This window comes from Vibrio gallaecicus (assembly GCF_024347495.1).
Taxonomy (GTDB): domain Bacteria; phylum Pseudomonadota; class Gammaproteobacteria; order Enterobacterales; family Vibrionaceae; genus Vibrio; species Vibrio gallaecicus.
Genome location: NZ_AP025490.1, coordinates 1,552,172 through 1,574,786 on the forward strand (window position 1 = coordinate 1,552,172; position 22,615 = coordinate 1,574,786).

The window sequence follows — 22,615 nt, forward strand, 5'->3', positions numbered from 1 at the left end:
ATGGATATCACCGCAGTCATCGCTAGTAGTGCATTGGTTATTGGACAACGAATTGTCGTTGGTGTAGATGGCCAAATAAGAGTGTTAAAAGATGGCGAGCCATTACTCAATGGTGACGTTGTTCTCGAAACATCGGATGAATCTAATCAACCTATAGTTAAGGTGAATCGATTTGTTGACGACAATGAACTCGATATAACTGACGATATTGCAAATATCTTTGCGGCTTTAGAGCAAGGTGAAGACCCAACTCAACTAAATGATGAGTTTGCTACAGCAGCAGGTACCAGTGGCGGTTCAAGCTTGGTTGCTGGTGGAAGTATAGAAAGAGATGGCACTGAAATAATTGCACAAACGGAGTTCCTAACTGAAGGGTTTGTTTCTATAGGCTTATCTGAGACTCAAAGCCTGGGTTTGATCGAAGCTTTTCAGGCTCTAGATTCGACATTAGACACAACAGCACCTGATGCACCAGCATTGACACTGGATACGGACTCAGGCTCAGCGGCGGATGACTTCTTAACCAACGACGGCAGCTTCACAGTCGGTGGTACAGAAGATGGCGCGACAGTCGAATACCTTGTTGACGGAAACTGGACGACAACGGCGCCAGTACCAACGGAAGGTGACAACGCGATCACCGTTCGTCAAACTGACGCAGCGGGTAATACGTCAGGCAGCTCAACGCTGACGTTCACTCTTGATACCACAGCACCTGATGCACCAGCATTGACACTGGATACGGACTCAGGCTCGGCGGCGGATGACTTCTTAACCAACGACGGCAGCTTCACAGTCGGCGGCACAGAAGATGGCGCGACAGTCGAATACCTTGTTGACGGAAACTGGACGACAACGGCGCCAGTACCAACGGAAGGTGATAACACGATCACCGTTCGTCAAACCGACGCAGCGGGTAATACCTCAGGCAGCTCAACGCTGACGTTCACTCTTGATACCACAGCACCTGATGCTCCAGCATTGACACTTGATACGGACTCAGGCTCAGCGGCGGATGACTTCTTAACCAACGACGGCAGCTTCACAGTCGGTGGCACAGAAGATGGCGCGACAGTCGAATACCTTGTTGACGGAAACTGGACGACAACGGCGCCAGTACCAACGGAAGGTGATAACACGATCACCGTTCGTCAAACCGACGCAGCGGGTAATACCTCAGGCAGCTCAACGCTGACGTTCACTCTTGATACCACAGCACCTGATGCTCCAGCATTGACACTTGATACGGACTCAGGCTCAGCGGCGGATGACTTCTTAACCAACGACGGCAGCTTCACAGTCGGTGGCACAGAAGATGGCGCGACAGTCGAATACCTTGTTGACGGAAACTGGACGACAACGGCGCCAGTACCAACGGAAGGTGATAACACGATCACCGTTCGTCAAACCGACGCAGCGGGTAATACCTCAGGCAGCTCAACGCTGACGTTCACTCTTGATACCACAGCACCTGATGCTCCAGCATTGACACTTGATACGGACTCAGGCTCAGCGGCGGATGACTTCTTAACCAACGACGGCAGCTTCACAGTCGGTGGCACAGAAGATGGCGCGACAGTCGAATACCTTGTTGACGGAAACTGGACGACAACGGCTCCAGTGCCAACGGAAGGTGACAACACGATCACCGTTCGTCAAACTGACGCAGCGGGTAATACGTCAGGCAGCTCAACGCTGACGTTCACTCTTGATACCACAGCACCTGATGCACCAGCATTGACACTGGATACGGACTCAGGCTCAGCGGCGGATGACTTCTTAACCAACGACGGCAGCTTCACAGTCGGTGGCACAGAAGATGGCGCGACAGTCGAATACCTTGTTGACGGAAACTGGACGACAACGGCGCCAGTACCAACGGAAGGTGATAACACGATCACCGTTCGTCAAACCGACGCAGCGGGTAATACCTCAGGCAGCTCAACGCTGACGTTCACTCTTGATACCACAGCACCTGATGCTCCAGCATTGACACTGGATACGGACTCAGGCTCAGCGGCGGATGACTTCTTAACCAACGACGGCAGTTTCACAGTCGGTGGTACAGAAGATGGCGCGACAGTCGAATACCTTGTTGACGGAAACTGGACGACAACGGCGCCAGTACCAACGGAAGGTGATAACACGATCACCGTTCGTCAAACCGACGCAGCGGGTAATACCTCAGGCAGCTCAACGCTGACGTTCACTCTTGATACCACAGCACCTGATGCTCCAGCATTGACACTTGATACGGACTCAGGCTCAGCGGCGGATGACTTCTTAACCAACGACGGCAGCTTCACAGTCGGTGGCACAGAAGATGGCGCGACAGTCGAATACCTTGTTGACGGAAACTGGACGACAACGGCGCCAGTACCAACGGAAGGTGATAACACGATCACCGTTCGTCAAACCGACGCAGCGGGTAATACCTCAGGCAGCTCAACGCTGACGTTCACTCTTGATACCACAGCACCTGATGCTCCAGCATTGACACTTGATACGGACTCAGGCTCAGCGGCGGATGACTTCTTAACCAACGACGGCAGCTTCACAGTCGGTGGTACAGAAGATGGCGCGACAGTCGAATACCTTGTTGACGGAAACTGGACGACAACGGCGCCAGTACCAACGGAAGGTGATAACACAATTACCGTTCGTCAAACCGACGCAGCGGGTAATACCTCAGGTAGCTCAACGCTGACGTTCACTCTTGATACCACAGCACCTGATGCTCCAGCATTGACACTGGATACGGACTCAGGCTCAGCGGCGGATGACTTCTTAACCAACGACGGCAGTTTCACAGTCGGTGGTACAGAAGATGGCGCGACAGTCGAATACCTTGTTGACGGAAACTGGACGACAACGGCTCCAGTGCCAACGGAAGGTGACAACACGATCACCGTTCGTCAAACCGACGCAGCGGGTAATACGTCAGGCAGCTCAACGCTGACGTTCACTCTTGATACCACAGCACCTGATGCACCAGCATTGACACTGGATACGGACTCAGGCTCAGCGGCGGATGACTTCTTAACCAACGACGGCAGCTTCACAGTCGGTGGCACAGAAGATGGCGCGACAGTCGAATACCTTGTTGACGGAAACTGGACGACAACGGCGCCAGTACCAACGGAAGGTGATAACACGATCACCGTTCGTCAAACCGACGCAGCGGGTAATACCTCAGGCAGCTCAACGCTGACGTTCACTCTTGATACCACAGCACCTGATGCTCCAGCATTGACACTTGATACGGACTCAGGCTCAGCGGCGGATGACTTCTTAACCAACGACGGCAGCTTCACAGTCGGTGGTACAGAAGATGGCGCGACAGTCGAATACCTTGTTGACGGAAACTGGACGACAACGGCGCCAGTACCAACGGAAGGTGATAACACAATTACCGTTCGTCAAACCGACGCAGCGGGTAATACCTCAGGCAGCTCAACGCTGACGTTCACTCTTGATACCACAGCACCTGATGCTCCAGCATTGACACTTGATACGGACTCAGGCTCAGCGGCGGATGACTTCTTAACCAACGACGGCAGCTTCACAGTCGGTGGTACAGAAGATGGCGCGACAGTCGAATACCTTGTTGACGGAAACTGGACGACAACGGCGCCAGTACCAACGGAAGGTGATAACACAATTACCGTTCGTCAAACCGACGCAGCGGGTAATACCTCAGGTAGCTCAACGCTGACGTTCACTCTTGATACACAGGCAGAATCAGGAAATGTGAGCGTAGATAGCATTACATCAGATGATGTTGTTACTGAGACTGAAAAAGAGCAAACAATTTTTGTTACAGGCACTGCTACCGATGGAGACATACAACCTAACGACGTCGTAACTGCTGTTATTAATGGAACGACATATACTAGTGTTGTAAAAGAGAATGGTACATGGGAGCTAAGTGTTAATGGTGAGGACCTAGCAGAAGACACCGAGTTCACTGTTTCTGTTAGCTCAACCGATAATGCAGGAAATAGTGTTTCAAGCTCAGGAACTTCTACTCATATTTATGACTCGACTCCGGTTAATGTAAACATAGATATTGATCCGATTACTGAAGACTCGGTGATTAACGCAACTGAAGCTCAAGGGACAGTTACGATTACAGGTTCTGTCACTGGTGAGAATTACGTTTCTGGAACAGTGGCACTGACCATCAATGGCGTTGAGTACGTAGGTCAAGTAATCGACGGAAAATACAGTATTGACGTCAATGGGTCTGACCTAAACTTTGATAGCGATAATATCGTCGACGCGAAGGTAGATGTAGTAAATGAAGCTGGCAATGTTGGATCGGCTACTTCAACAGAGTTCTATCTGGTTGATTTAACAGCTAGAGGAACGATCGTTATTGAATCAATTGCTGACGACAATGTTATCAATCAAAGTGAAAGCGAAAGTACTGTCTCAGTTAAAGGTACCGTTGGAAGAGATGCAGATACTGGTGACCAGGTATCAGTATTAGTAAATGGTGTGACTTATCTAACTGTTGTCCAAAGCGATAAAACATGGAGTGTAGATGTTCAGGGTAGTGATCTTGTAGCTGATAATTCAGTAACTGCTACTGTTACCGGGCAAGATTGGGTTGGGAATGAATTTAGTAGTTCGACCTCTAAAGCTTATGATTTAGACACCGATATCAGCAAACCGACCATCGATCTGGTGGCGTCGAGCGACAGCGGCGACAGCGACACAGACAACCTAACCAATGACAAGACGCCGACGTTCTCGCTGGGCAACATCGATGACGATGTGGTGGCAGCGGGCATCGTGGTGCTCAAAGACGGCGTTGCCCTAGAAGGCACGCTGACCGAAGAGCAAGACGGCACTTGGAGCTTCACGCCGAGCGCCGACCTGGCGGATGGCACTTACGACTTGAGCGTAAAAGCGACGGACGATGCGGGTAATAGCGACACATCAGACGCACTCGCAGTGACCATCGATACCGACGCGGCGGCGACCATCACAATCGATGATGATATCGCAGGCGACGACATCGTGAACGCAGCGGAAGCGGCTGGTGACGTGACCATTACGGGTACCGTGGGTGGCGACGCGAAAGAAGGTGATACGGTGACGTTGACGGTGAACGGCAACTCAACCGATTACACAGGCACGGTGAAAGCGGATGGCACTTACAGCATCAATGTACCGGGCAGCGAGTTAGTTGCGGATGCGGACAGCACCATCGTGGCGAGCGTGAGTGGCACCGATGAAGCGGGCAACCCGTTCACGGCGACGACCGAAACCAGCGGAGACAACAAAGACGGTGGTTACGAGGTTGATACGGGTATCAGCAAACCGACCATCGATCTGGTTGCGTCGAGCGACAGCGGCAAAGAAGACGCTCACGGCAGCGACACAGACAACCTGACCAACGATACGACGCCAACCTTCACGTTCGGCAACATCGATGATGATGTTGAGAAAGTGGAAGTGTTCAACGGCACGACCTTGCTGGGTGAAGCGGTTAAAGTTGAGGGCGTGTGGACCTTCACGGCGACAGACGGTCAGCTGACAGAAGGTGCGAACAGCATCACGGTGAAAGCGACGGACGATGCGGGTAATAGCGACACATCAGACGCACTCGCAGTGACCATCGATACCGACGCGGCGGCGACCATCACAATCGATGATGATATCGCAGGCGACGACATCGTGAACGCAGCGGAAGCGGCTGGTGACGTGACCATTACGGGTACCGTGGGTGGCGACGCGAAAGAAGGTGATACGGTGACGTTGACGGTGAACGGCAACTCAACCGATTACACAGGCACGGTGAAAGCGGATGGCACTTACAGCATCAATGTACCGGGCAGCGAGTTAGTTGCGGATGCGGACAGCACCATCGTGGCGAGCGTGAGTGGCACCGATGAAGCGGGCAACCCGTTCACGGCGACGACCGAAACCAGCGGAGACAACAAAGACGGTGGTTACGAGGTTGATACGGGTATCAGCAAACCGACCATCGATCTGGTTGCGTCGAGCGACAGCGGCAAAGAAGACGCTCACGGCAGCGACACAGACAACCTGACCAACGATACGACGCCAACCTTCACGTTCGGCAACATCGATGATGATGTTGAGAAAGTGGAAGTGTTCAACGGCACGACCTTGCTGGGTGAAGCGGTTAAAGTTGAGGGCGTGTGGACCTTCACGGCGACAGACGGTCAGCTGACAGAAGGTGCGAACAGCATCACGGTGAAAGCGACGGACGATGCGGGTAATAGCGACACATCAGACGCACTCGCAGTGACCATCGATACCGACGCGGCGGCGACCATCACAATCGATGATGATATCGCAGGCGACGACATCGTGAACGCAGCGGAAGCGGCTGGTGACGTGACCATTACGGGTACCGTGGGTGGCGACGCGAAAGAAGGTGATACGGTGACGTTGACGGTGAACGGCAACTCAACCGATTACACAGGCACGGTGAAAGCGGATGGCACTTACAGCATCAATGTACCGGGCAGCGAGTTAGTTGCGGATGCGGACAGCACCATCGTGGCGAGCGTGAGTGGCACCGATGAAGCGGGCAACCCGTTCACGGCGACGACCGAAACCAGCGGAGACAACAAAGACGGTGGTTACGAGGTTGATACGGGTATCAGCAAACCGACCATCGATCTGGTTGCGTCGAGCGACAGCGGCAAAGAAGACGCTCACGGCAGCGACACAGACAACCTGACCAACGATACGACGCCAACCTTCACGTTCGGCAACATCGATGATGATGTTGAGAAAGTGGAAGTGTTCAACGGCACGACCTTGCTGGGTGAAGCGGTTAAAGTTGAGGGCGTGTGGACCTTCACGGCGACAGACGGTCAGCTGACAGAAGGTGCGAACAGCATCACGGTGAAAGCGACGGACGATGCGGGTAATAGCGACACATCAGACGCACTCGCAGTGACCATCGATACCGACGCGGCGGCGACCATCACAATCGATGATGATATCGCAGGCGACGACATCGTGAACGCAGCGGAAGCGGCTGGTGACGTGACCATTACGGGTACCGTGGGTGGCGACGCGAAAGAAGGTGATACGGTGACGTTGACGGTGAACGGCAACTCAACCGATTACACAGGCACGGTGAAAGCGGATGGCACTTACAGCATCAATGTACCGGGCAGCGAGTTAGTTGCGGATGCGGACAGCACCATCGTGGCGAGCGTGAGTGGCACCGATGAAGCGGGCAACCCGTTCACGGCGACGACCGAAACCAGCGGAGACAACAAAGACGGTGGTTACGAGGTTGATACGGGTATCAGCAAACCGACCATCGATCTGGTTGCGTCGAGCGACAGCGGCAAAGAAGACGCTCACGGCAGCGACACAGACAACCTGACCAACGATACGACGCCAACCTTCACGTTCGGCAACATCGATGATGATGTTGAGAAAGTGGAAGTGTTCAACGGCACGACCTTGCTGGGTGAAGCGGTTAAAGTTGAGGGCGTGTGGACCTTCACGGCGACAGACGGTCAGCTGACAGAAGGTGCGAACAGCATCACGGTGAAAGCGACGGACGATGCGGGTAATAGCGACACATCAGACGCACTCGCAGTGACCATCGATACCGACGCGGCGGCGACCATCACAATCGATGATGATATCGCAGGCGACGACATCGTGAACGCAGCGGAAGCGGCTGGTGACGTGACCATTACGGGTACCGTGGGTGGCGACGCGAAAGAAGGTGATACGGTGACGTTGACGGTGAACGGCAACTCAACCGATTACACAGGCACGGTGAAAGCGGATGGCACTTACAGCATCAATGTACCGGGCAGCGAGTTAGTTGCGGATGCGGACAGCACCATCGTGGCGAGCGTGAGTGGCACCGATGAAGCGGGCAACCCGTTCACGGCGACGACCGAAACCAGCGGAGACAACAAAGACGGTGGTTACGAGGTTGATACGGGTATCAGCAAACCGACCATCGATCTGGTTGCGTCGAGCGACAGCGGCAAAGAAGACGCTCACGGCAGCGACACAGACAACCTGACCAACGATACGACGCCAACCTTCACGTTCGGCAACATCGATGATGATGTTGAGAAAGTGGAAGTGTTCAACGGCACGACCTTGCTGGGTGAAGCGGTTAAAGTTGAGGGCGTGTGGACCTTCACGGCGACAGACGGTCAGCTGACAGAAGGTGCGAACAGCATCACGGTGAAAGCGACGGACGATGCGGGTAATAGCGACACATCAGACGCACTCGCAGTGACCATCGATACCGACGCGGCGGCGACCATCACAATCGATGATGATATCGCAGGCGACGACATCGTGAACGCAGCGGAAGCGGCTGGTGACGTGACCATTACGGGTACCGTGGGTGGCGACGCGAAAGAAGGTGATACGGTGACGTTGACGGTGAACGGCAACTCAACCGATTACACAGGCACGGTGAAAGCGGATGGCACTTACAGCATCAATGTACCGGGCAGCGAGTTAGTTGCGGATGCGGACAGCACCATCGTGGCGAGCGTGAGTGGCACCGATGAAGCGGGCAACCCGTTCACGGCGACGACCGAAACCAGCGGAGACAACAAAGACGGTGGTTACGAGGTTGATACGGGTATCAGCAAACCGACCATCGATCTGGTTGCGTCGAGCGACAGCGGCAAAGAAGACGCTCACGGCAGCGACACAGACAACCTGACCAACGATACGACGCCAACCTTCACGTTCGGCAACATCGATGATGATGTTGAGAAAGTGGAAGTGTTCAACGGCACGACCTTGCTGGGTGAAGCGGTTAAAGTTGAGGGCGTGTGGACCTTCACGGCGACAGACGGTCAGCTGACAGAAGGTGCGAACAGCATCACGGTGAAAGCGACGGACGATGCGGGTAATAGCGACACATCAGACGCACTCGCAGTGACCATCGATACCGACGCGGCGGCGACCATCACAATCGATGATGATATCGCAGGCGACGACATCGTGAACGCAGCGGAAGCGGCTGGTGACGTGACCATTACGGGTACCGTGGGTGGCGACGCGAAAGAAGGTGATACGGTGACGTTGACGGTGAACGGCAACTCAACCGATTACACAGGCACGGTGAAAGCGGATGGCACTTACAGCATCAATGTACCGGGCAGCGAGTTAGTTGCGGATGCGGACAGCACCATCGTGGCGAGCGTGAGTGGCACCGATGAAGCGGGCAACCCGTTCACGGCGACGACCGAAACCAGCGGAGACAACAAAGACGGTGGTTACGAGGTTGATACGGGTATCAGCAAACCGACCATCGATCTGGTTGCGTCGAGCGACAGCGGCAAAGAAGACGCTCACGGCAGCGACACAGACAACCTGACCAACGATACGACGCCAACCTTCACGTTCGGCAACATCGATGATGATGTTGAGAAAGTGGAAGTGTTCAACGGCACGACCTTGCTGGGTGAAGCGGTTAAAGTTGAGGGCGTGTGGACCTTCACGGCGACAGACGGTCAGCTGACAGAAGGTGCGAACAGCATCACGGTGAAAGCGACGGACGATGCGGGTAATAGCGACACATCAGACGCACTCGCAGTGACCATCGATACCGACGCGGCGGCGACCATCACAATCGATGATGATATCGCAGGCGACGACATCGTGAACGCAGCGGAAGCGGCTGGTGACGTGACCATTACGGGTACCGTGGGTGGCGACGCGAAAGAAGGTGATACGGTGACGTTGACGGTGAACGGCAACTCAACCGATTACACAGGCACGGTGAAAGCGGATGGCACTTACAGCATCAATGTACCGGGCAGCGAGTTAGTTGCGGATGCGGACAGCACCATCGTGGCGAGCGTGAGTGGCACCGATGAAGCGGGCAACCCGTTCACGGCGACGACCGAAACCAGCGGAGACAACAAAGACGGTGGTTACGAGGTTGATACGGGTATCAGCAAACCGACCATCGATCTGGTTGCGTCGAGCGACAGCGGCAAAGAAGACGCTCACGGCAGCGACACAGACAACCTGACCAACGATACGACGCCAACCTTCACGTTCGGCAACATCGATGATGATGTTGAGAAAGTGGAAGTGTTCAACGGCACGACCTTGCTGGGTGAAGCGGTTAAAGTTGAGGGCGTGTGGACCTTCACGGCGACAGACGGTCAGCTGACAGAAGGTGCGAACAGCATCACGGTGAAAGCGACGGACGATGCGGGTAATAGCGACACATCAGACGCACTCGCAGTGACCATCGATACCGACGCGGCGGCGACCATCACAATCGATGATGATATCGCAGGCGACGACATCGTGAACGCAGCGGAAGCGGCTGGTGACGTGACCATTACGGGTACCGTGGGTGGCGACGCGAAAGAAGGTGATACGGTGACGTTGACGGTGAACGGCAACTCAACCGATTACACAGGCACGGTGAAAGCGGATGGCACTTACAGCATCAATGTACCGGGCAGCGAGTTAGTTGCGGATGCGGACAGCACCATCGTGGCGAGCGTGAGTGGCACCGATGAAGCGGGCAACCCGTTCACGGCGACGACCGAAACCAGCGGAGACAACAAAGACGGTGGTTACGAGGTTGATACGGGTATCAGCAAACCGACCATCGATCTGGTTGCGTCGAGCGACAGCGGCAAAGAAGACGCTCACGGCAGCGACACAGACAACCTGACCAACGATACGACGCCAACCTTCACGTTCGGCAACATCGATGATGATGTTGAGAAAGTGGAAGTGTTCAACGGCACGACCTTGCTGGGTGAAGCGGTTAAAGTTGAGGGCGTGTGGACCTTCACGGCGACAGACGGTCAGCTGACAGAAGGTGCGAACAGCATCACGGTGAAAGCGACGGACGATGCGGGTAATAGCGACACATCAGACGCACTCGCAGTGACCATCGATACCGACGCGGCGGCGACCATCACAATCGATGATGATATCGCAGGCGACGACATCGTGAACGCAGCGGAAGCGGCTGGTGACGTGACCATTACGGGTACCGTGGGTGGCGACGCGAAAGAAGGTGATACGGTGACGTTGACGGTGAACGGCAACTCAACCGATTACACAGGCACGGTGAAAGCGGATGGCACTTACAGCATCAATGTACCGGGCAGCGAGTTAGTTGCGGATGCGGACAGCACCATCGTGGCGAGCGTGAGTGGCACCGATGAAGCGGGCAACCCGTTCACGGCGACGACCGAAACCAGCGGAGACAACAAAGACGGTGGTTACGAGGTTGATACGGGTATCAGCAAACCGACCATCGATCTGGTTGCGTCGAGCGACAGCGGCAAAGAAGACGCTCACGGCAGCGACACAGACAACCTGACCAACGATACGACGCCAACCTTCACGTTCGGCAACATCGATGATGATGTTGAGAAAGTGGAAGTGTTCAACGGCACGACCTTGCTGGGTGAAGCGGTTAAAGTTGAGGGCGTGTGGACCTTCACGGCGACAGACGGTCAGCTGACAGAAGGTGCGAACAGCATCACGGTGAAAGCGACGGACGATGCGGGTAATAGCGACACATCAGACGCACTCGCAGTGACCATCGATACCGACGCGGCGGCGACCATCACAATCGATGATGATATCGCAGGCGACGACATCGTGAACGCAGCGGAAGCGGCTGGTGACGTGACCATTACGGGTACCGTGGGTGGCGACGCGAAAGAAGGTGATACGGTGACGTTGACGGTGAACGGCAACTCAACCGATTACACAGGCACGGTGAAAGCGGATGGCACTTACAGCATCAATGTACCGGGCAGCGAGTTAGTTGCGGATGCGGACAGCACCATCGTGGCGAGCGTGAGTGGCACCGATGAAGCGGGCAACCCGTTCACGGCGACGACCGAAACCAGCGGAGACAACAAAGACGGTGGTTACGAGGTTGATACGGGTATCAGCAAACCGACCATCGATCTGGTTGCGTCGAGCGACAGCGGCAAAGAAGACGCTCACGGCAGCGACACAGACAACCTGACCAACGATACGACGCCAACCTTCACGTTCGGCAACATCGATGATGATGTTGAGAAAGTGGAAGTGTTCAACGGCACGACCTTGCTGGGTGAAGCGGTTAAAGTTGAGGGCGTGTGGACCTTCACGGCGACAGACGGTCAGCTGACAGAAGGTGCGAACAGCATCACGGTGAAAGCGACGGACGATGCGGGTAATAGCGACACATCAGACGCACTCGCAGTGACCATCGATACCGACGCGGCGGCGACCATCACAATCGATGATGATATCGCAGGCGACGACATCGTGAACGCAGCGGAAGCGGCTGGTGACGTGACCATTACGGGTACCGTGGGTGGCGACGCGAAAGAAGGTGATACGGTGACGTTGACGGTGAACGGCAACTCAACCGATTACACAGGCACGGTGAAAGCGGATGGCACTTACAGCATCAATGTACCGGGCAGCGAGTTAGTTGCGGATGCGGACAGCACCATCGTGGCGAGCGTGAGTGGCACCGATGAAGCGGGCAACCCGTTCACGGCGACGACCGAAACCAGCGGAGACAACAAAGACGGTGGTTACGAGGTTGATACGGGTATCAGCAAACCGACCATCGATCTGGTTGCGTCGAGCGACAGCGGCAAAGAAGACGCTCACGGCAGCGACACAGACAACCTGACCAACGATACGACGCCAACCTTCACGTTCGGCAACATCGATGATGATGTTGAGAAAGTGGAAGTGTTCAACGGCACGACCTTGCTGGGTGAAGCGGTTAAAGTTGAGGGCGTGTGGACCTTCACGGCGACAGACGGTCAGCTGACAGAAGGTGCGAACAGCATCACGGTGAAAGCGACGGACGATGCGGGTAATAGCGACACATCAGACGCACTCGCAGTGACCATCGATACCGACGCGGCGGCGACCATCACAATCGATGATGATATCGCAGGCGACGACATCGTGAACGCAGCGGAAGCGGCTGGTGACGTGACCATTACGGGTACCGTGGGTGGCGACGCGAAAGAAGGTGATACGGTGACGTTGACGGTGAACGGCAACTCAACCGATTACACAGGCACGGTGAAAGCGGATGGCACTTACAGCATCAATGTACCGGGCAGCGAGTTAGTTGCGGATGCGGACAGCACCATCGTGGCGAGCGTGAGTGGCACCGATGAAGCGGGCAACCCGTTCACGGCGACGACCGAAACCAGCGGAGACAACAAAGACGGTGGTTACGAGGTTGATACGGGTATCAGCAAACCGACCATCGATCTGGTTGCGTCGAGCGACAGCGGCAAAGAAGACGCTCACGGCAGCGACACAGACAACCTGACCAACGATACGACGCCAACCTTCACGTTCGGCAACATCGATGATGATGTTGAGAAAGTGGAAGTGTTCAACGGCACGACCTTGCTGGGTGAAGCGGTTAAAGTTGAGGGCGTGTGGACCTTCACGGCGACAGACGGTCAGCTGACAGAAGGTGCGAACAGCATCACGGTGAAAGCGACGGACGATGCGGGTAATAGCGACACATCAGACGCACTCGCAGTGACCATCGATACCGACGCGGCGGCGACCATCACAATCGATGATGATATCGCAGGCGACGACATCGTGAACGCAGCGGAAGCGGCTGGTGACGTGACCATTACGGGTACCGTGGGTGGCGACGCGAAAGAAGGTGATACGGTGACGTTGACGGTGAACGGCAACTCAACCGATTACACAGGCACGGTGAAAGCGGATGGCACTTACAGCATCAATGTACCGGGCAGCGAGTTAGTTGCGGATGCGGACAGCACCATCGTGGCGAGCGTGAGTGGCACCGATGAAGCGGGCAACCCGTTCACGGCGACGACCGAAACCAGCGGAGACAACAAAGACGGTGGTTACGAGGTTGATACGGGTATCAGCAAACCGACCATCGATCTGGTTGCGTCGAGCGACAGCGGCAAAGAAGACGCTCACGGCAGCGACACAGACAACCTGACCAACGATACGACGCCAACCTTCACGTTCGGCAACATCGATGATGATGTTGAGAAAGTGGAAGTGTTCAACGGCACGACCTTGCTGGGTGAAGCGGTTAAAGTTGAGGGCGTGTGGACCTTCACGGCGACAGACGGTCAGCTGACAGAAGGTGCGAACAGCATCACGGTGAAAGCGACGGACGATGCGGGTAATAGCGACACATCAGACGCACTCGCAGTGACCATCGATACCGACGCGGCGGCGACCATCACAATCGATGATGATATCGCAGGCGACGACATCGTGAACGCAGCGGAAGCGGCTGGTGACGTGACCATTACGGGTACCGTGGGTGGCGACGCGAAAGAAGGTGATACGGTGACGTTGACGGTGAACGGCAACTCAACCGATTACACAGGCACGGTGAAAGCGGATGGCACTTACAGCATCAATGTACCGGGCAGCGAGTTAGTTGCGGATGCGGACAGCACCATCGTGGCGAGCGTGAGTGGCACCGATGAAGCGGGCAACCCGTTCACGGCGACGACCGAAACCAGCGGAGACAACAAAGACGGTGGTTACGAGGTTGATACGGGTATCAGCAAACCGACCATCGATCTGGTTGCGTCGAGCGACAGCGGCAAAGAAGACGCTCACGGCAGCGACACAGACAACCTGACCAACGATACGACGCCAACCTTCACGTTCGGCAACATCGATGATGATGTTGAGAAAGTGGAAGTGTTCAACGGCACGACCTTGCTGGGTGAAGCGGTTAAAGTTGAGGGCGTGTGGACCTTCACGGCGACAGACGGTCAGCTGACAGAAGGTGCGAACAGCATCACGGTGAAAGCGACGGACGATGCGGGTAATAGCGACACATCAGACGCACTCGCAGTGACCATCGATACCGACGCGGCGGCGACCATCACAATCGATGATGATATCGCAGGCGACGACATCGTGAACGCAGCGGAAGCGGCTGGTGACGTGACCATTACGGGTACCGTGGGTGGCGACGCGAAAGAAGGTGATACGGTGACGTTGACGGTGAACGGCAACTCAACCGATTACACAGGCACGGTGAAAGCGGATGGCACTTACAGCATCAATGTACCGGGCAGCGAGTTAGTTGCGGATGCGGACAGCACCATCGTGGCGAGCGTGAGTGGCACCGATGAAGCGGGCAACCCGTTCACGGCGACGACCGAAACCAGCGGAGACAACAAAGACGGTGGTTACGAGGTTGATACGGGTATCAGCAAACCGACCATCGATCTGGTTGCGTCGAGCGACAGCGGCAAAGAAGACGCTCACGGCAGCGACACAGACAACCTGACCAACGATACGACGCCAACCTTCACGTTCGGCAACATCGATGATGATGTTGAGAAAGTGGAAGTGTTCAACGGCACGACCTTGCTGGGTGAAGCGGTTAAAGTTGAGGGCGTGTGGACCTTCACGGCGACAGACGGTCAGCTGACAGAAGGTGCGAACAGCATCACGGTGAAAGCGACGGACGATGCGGGTAATAGCGACACATCAGACGCACTCGCAGTGACCATCGATACCGACGCGGCGGCGACCATCACAATCGATGATGATATCGCAGGCGACGACATCGTGAACGCAGCGGAAGCGGCTGGTGACGTGACCATTACGGGTACCGTGGGTGGCGACGCGAAAGAAGGTGATACGGTGACGTTGACGGTGAACGGCAACTCAACCGATTACACAGGCACGGTGAAAGCGGATGGCACTTACAGCATCAATGTACCGGGCAGCGAGTTAGTTGCGGATGCGGACAGCACCATCGTGGCGAGCGTGAGTGGCACCGATGAAGCGGGCAACCCGTTCACGGCGACGACCGAAACCAGCGGAGACAACAAAGACGGTGGTTACGAGGTTGATACGGGTATCAGCAAACCGACCATCGATCTGGTTGCGTCGAGCGACAGCGGCAAAGAAGACGCTCACGGCAGCGACACAGACAACCTGACCAACGATACGACGCCAACCTTCACGTTCGGCAACATCGATGATGATGTTGAGAAAGTGGAAGTGTTCAACGGCACGACCTTGCTGGGTGAAGCGGTTAAAGTTGAGGGCGTGTGGACCTTCACGGCGACAGACGGTCAGCTGACAGAAGGTGCGAACAGCATCACGGTGAAAGCGACGGACGATGCGGGTAATAGCGACACATCAGACGCACTCGCAGTGACCATCGATACCGACGCGGCGGCGACCATCACAATCGATGATGATATCGCAGGCGACGACATCGTGAACGCAGCGGAAGCGGCTGGTGACGTGACCATTACGGGTACCGTGGGTGGCGACGCGAAAGAAGGTGATACGGTGACGTTGACGGTGAACGGCAACTCAACCGATTACACAGGCACGGTGAAAGCGGATGGCACTTACAGCATCAATGTACCGGGCAGCGAGTTAGTTGCGGATGCGGACAGCACCATCGTGGCGAGCGTGAGTGGCACCGATGAAGCGGGCAACCCGTTCACGGCGACGACCGAAACCAGCGGAGACAACAAAGACGGTGGTTACGAGGTTGATACGGGTATCAGCAAACCGACCATCGATCTGGTTGCGTCGAGCGACAGCGGCAAAGAAGACGCTCACGGCAGCGACACAGACAACCTGACCAACGATACGACGCCAACCTTCACGTTCGGCAACATCGATGATGATGTTGAGAAAGTGGAAGTGTTCAACGGCACGACCTTGCTGGGTGAAGCGGTTAAAGTTGAGGGCGTGTGGACCTTCACGGCGACAGACGGTCAGCTGACAGAAGGTGCGAACAGCATCACGGTGAAAGCGACGGACGATGCGGGTAATAGCGACACATCAGACGCACTCGCAGTGACCATCGATACCGACGCGGCGGCGACCATCACAATCGATGATGATATCGCAGGCGACGACATCGTGAACGCAGCGGAAGCGGCTGGTGACGTGACCATTACGGGTACCGTGGGTGGCGACGCGAAAGAAGGTGATACGGTGACGTTGACGGTGAACGGCAACTCAACCGATTACACAGGCACGGTGAAAGCGGATGGCACTTACAGCATCAATGTACCGGGCAGCGAGTTAGTTGCGGATGCGGACAGCACCATCGTGGCGAGCGTGAGTGGCACCGATGAAGCGGGCAACCCGTTCACGGCGACGACCGAAACCAGCGGAGACAACAAAGACGGTGGTTACGAGGTTGATACGGGTATCAGCAAACCGACCATCGATCTGGTTGCGTCGAGCGACAGCGGCAAAGAAGACGCTCACGGCAGCGACACAGACAACCTGACCAACGATACGACGCCAACCTTCACGTTCGGCAACATCGATGATGATGTTGAGAAAGTGGAAGTGTTCAACGGCACGACCTTGCTGGGTGAAGCGGTTAAAGTTGAGGGCGTGTGGACCTTCACGGCGACAGACGGTCAGCTGACAGAAGGTGCGAACAGCATCACGGTGAAAGCGACGGACGATGCGGGTAATAGCGACACATCAGACGCACTCGCAGTGACCATCGATACCGACGCGGCGGCGACCATCACAATCGATGATGATATCGCAGGCGACGACATCGTGAACGCAGCGGAAGCGGCTGGTGACGTGACCATTACGGGTACCGTGGGTGGCGACGCGAAAGAAGGTGATACGGTGACGTTGACGGTGAACGGCAACTCAACCGATTACACAGGCACGGTGAAAGCGGATGGCACTTACAGCATCAATGTACCGGGCAGCGAGTTAGTTGCGGATGCGGACAGCACCATCGTGGCGAGCGTGAGTGGCACCGATGAAGCGGGCAACCCGTTCACGGCGACGACCGAAACCAGCGGAGACAACAAAGACGGTGGTTACGAGGTTGATACGGGTATCAGCAAACCGACCATCGATCTGGTTGCGTCGAGCGACAGCGGCAAAGAAGACGCTCACGGCAGCGACACAGACAACCTGACCAACGATACGACGCCAACCTTCACGTTCGGCAACATCGATGATGATGTTGAGAAAGTGGAAGTGTTCAACGGCACGACCTTGCTGGGTGAAGCGGTTAAAGTTGAGGGCGTGTGGACCTTCACGGCGACAGACGGTCAGCTGACAGAAGGTGCGAACAGCATCACGGTGAAAGCGACGGACGATGCGGGTAATAGCGACACATCAGACGCACTCGCAGTGACCATCGATACCGACGCGGCGGCGACCATCACAATCGATGATGATATCGCAGGCGACGACATCGTGAACGCAGCGGAAGCGGCTGGTGACGTGACCATTACGGGTACCGTGGGTGGCGACGCGAAAGAAGGTGATACGGTGACGTTGACGGTGAACGGCAACTCAACCGATTACACAGGCACGGTGAAAGCGGATGGCACTTACAGCATCAATGTACCGGGCAGCGAGTTAGTTGCGGATGCGGACAGCACCATCGTGGCGAGCGTGAGTGGCACCGATGAAGCGGGCAACCCGTTCACGGCGACGACCGAAACCAGCGGAGACAACAAAGACGGTGGTTACGAGGTTGATACGGGTATCAGCAAACCGACCATCGATCTGGTTGCGTCGAGCGACAGCGGCAAAGAAGACGCTCACGGCAGCGACACAGACAACCTGACCAACGATACGACGCCAACCTTCACGTTCGGCAACATCGATGATGATGTTGAGAAAGTGGAAGTGTTCAACGGCACGACCTTGCTGGGTGAAGCGGTTAAAGTTGAGGGCGTGTGGACCTTCACGGCGACAGACGGTCAGCTGACAGAAGGTGCGAACAGCATCACGGTGAAAGCGACGGACGATGCGGGTAATAGCGACACATCAGACGCACTCGCAGTGACCATCGATACCGACGCGGCGGCGACCATCACAATCGATGATGATATCGCAGGCGACGACATCGTGAACGCAGCGGAAGCGGCTGGTGACGTGACCATTACGGGTACCGTGGGTGGCGACGCGAAAGAAGGTGATACGGTGACGTTGACGGTGAACGGCAACTCAACCGATTACACAGGCACGGTGAAAGCGGATGGCACTTACAGCATCAATGTACCGGGCAGCGAGTTAGTTGCGGATGCGGACAGCACCATCGTGGCGAGCGTGAGTGGCACCGATGAAGCGGGCAACCCGTTCACGGCGACGACCGAAACCAGCGGAGACAACAAAGACGGTGGTTACGAGGTTGATACGGGTATCAGCAAACCGACCATCGATCTGGTTGCGTCGAGCGACAGCGGCAAAGAAGACGCTCACGGCAGCGACACAGACAACCTGACCAACGATACGACGCCAACCTTCACGTTCGGCAACATCGATGATGATGTTGAGAAAGTGGAAGTGTTCAACGGCACGACCTTGCTGGGTGAAGCGGTTAAAGTTGAGGGCGTGTGGACCTTCACGGCGACAGACGGTCAGCTGACAGAAGGTGCGAACAGCATCACGGTGAAAGCGACGGACGATGCGGGTAATAGCGACACATCAGACGCACTCGCAGTGACCATCGATACCGACGCGGCGGCGACCATCACAATCGATGATGATATCGCAGGCGACGACATCGTGAACGCAGCGGAAGCGGCTGGTGACGTGACCATTACGGGTACCGTGGGTGGCGACGCGAAAGAAGGTGATACGGTGACGTTGACGGTGAACGGCAACTCAACCGATTACACAGGCACGGTGAAAGCGGATGGCACTTACAGCATCAATGTACCGGGCAGCGAGTTAGTTGCGGATGCGGACAGCACCATCGTGGCGAGCGTGAGTGGCACCGATGAAGCGGGCAACCCGTTCACGGCGACGACCGAAACCAGCGGAGACAACAAAGACGGTGGTTACGAGGTTGATACGGGTATCAGCAAACCGACCATCGATCTGGTTGCGTCGAGCGACAGCGGCAAAGAAGACGCTCACGGCAGCGACACAGACAACCTGACCAACGATACGACGCCAACCTTCACGTTCGGCAACATCGATGATGATGTTGAGAAAGTGGAAGTGTTCAACGGCACGACCTTGCTGGGTGAAGCGGTTAAAGTTGAGGGCGTGTGGACCTTCACGGCGACAGACGGTCAGCTGACAGAAGGTGCGAACAGCATCACGGTGAAAGCGACGGACGATGCGGGTAATAGCGACACATCAGACGCACTCGCAGTGACCATCGATACCGACGCGGCGGCGACCATCACAATCGATGATGATATCGCAGGCGACGACATCGTGAACGCAGCGGAAGCGGCTGGTGACGTGACCATTACGGGTACCGTGGGTGGCGACGCGAAAGAAGGTGATACGGTGACGTTGACGGTGAACGGCAACTCAACCGATTACACAGGCACGGTGAAAGCGGATGGCACTTACAGCATCAATGTACCGGGCAGCGAGTTAGTTGCGGATGCGGACAGCACCATCGTGGCGAGCGTGAGTGGCACCGATGAAGCGGGCAACCCGTTCACGGCGACGACCGAAACCAGCGGAGACAACAAAGACGGTGGTTACGAGGTTGATACGGGTATCAGCAAACCGACCATCGATCTGGTTGCGTCGAGCGACAGCGGCAAAGAAGACGCTCACGGCAGCGACACAGACAACCTGACCAACGATACGACGCCAACCTTCACGTTCGGCAACATCGATGATGATGTTGAGAAAGTGGAAGTGTTCAACGGCACGACCTTGCTGGGTGAAGCGGTTAAAGTTGAGGGCGTGTGGACCTTCACGGCGACAGACGGTCAGCTGACAGAAGGTGCGAACAGCATCACGGTGAAAGCGACGGACGATGCGGGTAATAGCGACACATCAGACGCACTCGCAGTGACCATCGATACCGACGCGGCGGCGACCATCACAATCGATGATGATATCGCAGGCGACGACATCGTGAACGCAGCGGAAGCGGCTGGTGACGTGACCATTACGGGTACCGTGGGTGGCGACGCGAAAGAAGGTGATACGGTGACGTTGACGGTGAACGGCAACTCAACCGATTACACAGGCACGGTGAAAGCGGATGGCACTTACAGCATCAATGTACCGGGCAGCGAGTTAGTTGCGGATGCGGACAGCACCATCGTGGCGAGCGTGAGTGGCACCGATGAAGCGGGCAACCCGTTCACGGCGACGACCGAAACCAGCGGAGACAACAAAGACGGTGGTTACGAGGTTGATACGGGTATCAGCAAACCGACCATCGATCTGGTTGCGTCGAGCGACAGCGGCAAAGAAGACGCTCACGGCAGCGACACAGACAACCTGACCAACGATACGACGCCAACCTTCACGTTCGGCAACATCGATGATGATGTTGAGAAAGTGGAAGTGTTCAACGGCACGACCTTGCTGGGTGAAGCGGTTAAAGTTGAGGGCGTGTGGACCTTCACGGCGACAGACGGTCAGCTGACAGAAGGTGCGAACAGCATCACGGTGAAAGCGACGGACGATGCGGGTAATAGCGACACATCAGACGCACTCGCAGTGACCATCGATACCGACGCGGCGGCGACCATCACAATCGATGATGATATCGCAGGCGACGACATCGTGAACGCAGCGGAAGCGGCTGGTGACGTGACCATTACGGGTACCGTGGGTGGCGACGCGAAAGAAGGTGATACGGTGACGTTGACGGTGAACGGCAACTCAACCGATTACACAGGCACGGTGAAAGCGGATGGCACTTACAGCATCAATGTACCGGGCAGCGAGTTAGTTGCGGATGCGGACAGCACCATCGTGGCGAGCGTGAGTGGCACCGATGAAGCGGGCAACCCGTTCACGGCGACGACCGAAACCAGCGGAGACAACAAAGACGGTGGTTACGAGGTTGATACGGGTATCAGCAAACCGACCATCGATCTGGTTGCGTCGAGCGACAGCGGCAAAGAAGACGCTCACGGCAGCGACACAGACAACCTGACCAACGATACGACGCCAACCTTCACGTTCGGCAACATCGATGATGATGTTGAGAAAGTGGAAGTGTTCAACGGCACGACCTTGCTGGGTGAAGCGGTTAAAGTTGAGGGCGTGTGGACCTTCACGGCGACAGACGGTCAGCTGACAGAAGGTGCGAACAGCATCACGGTGAAAGCGACGGACGATGCGGGTAATAGCGACACATCAGACGCACTCGCAGTGACCATCGATACCGACGCGGCGGCGACCATCACAATCGATGATGATATCGCAGGCGACGACATCGTGAACGCAGCGGAAGCGGCTGGTGACGTGACCATTACGGGTACCGTGGGTGGCGACGCGAAAGAAGGTGATACGGTGACGTTGACGGTGAACGGCAACTCAACCGATTACACAGGCACGGTGAAAGCGGATGGCACTTACAGCATCAATGTACCGGGCAGCGAGTTAGTTGCGGATGCGGACAGCACCATCGTGGCGAGCGTGAGTGGCACCGATGAAGCGGGCAACCCGTTCACGGCGACGACCGAAACCAGCGGAGACAACAAAGACGGTGGTTACGAGGTTGATACGGGTATCAGCAAACCGACCATCGATCTGGTTGCGTCGAGCGACAGCGGCAAAGAAGACGCTCACGGCAGCGACACAGACAACCTGACCAACGATACGACGCCAACCTTCACGTTCGGCAACATCGATGATGATGTTGAGA

General features: G+C 55.9%; 1 protein-coding gene (only partly in view). It reads left to right on the forward strand.

Annotated features, from left to right (window positions below; translation table 11 throughout):
- Positions 1–22,615, forward strand: the 5' portion of a protein-coding gene (locus tag OCU78_RS06870; RefSeq protein ID WP_261856027.1) for an Ig-like domain-containing protein. The gene runs 16,898 nt beyond the window's last position; 22,615 of the gene's 39,513 nt are visible here — the first part of the coding sequence; the start codon lies at positions 1–3; its stop codon lies beyond the right edge, outside the window.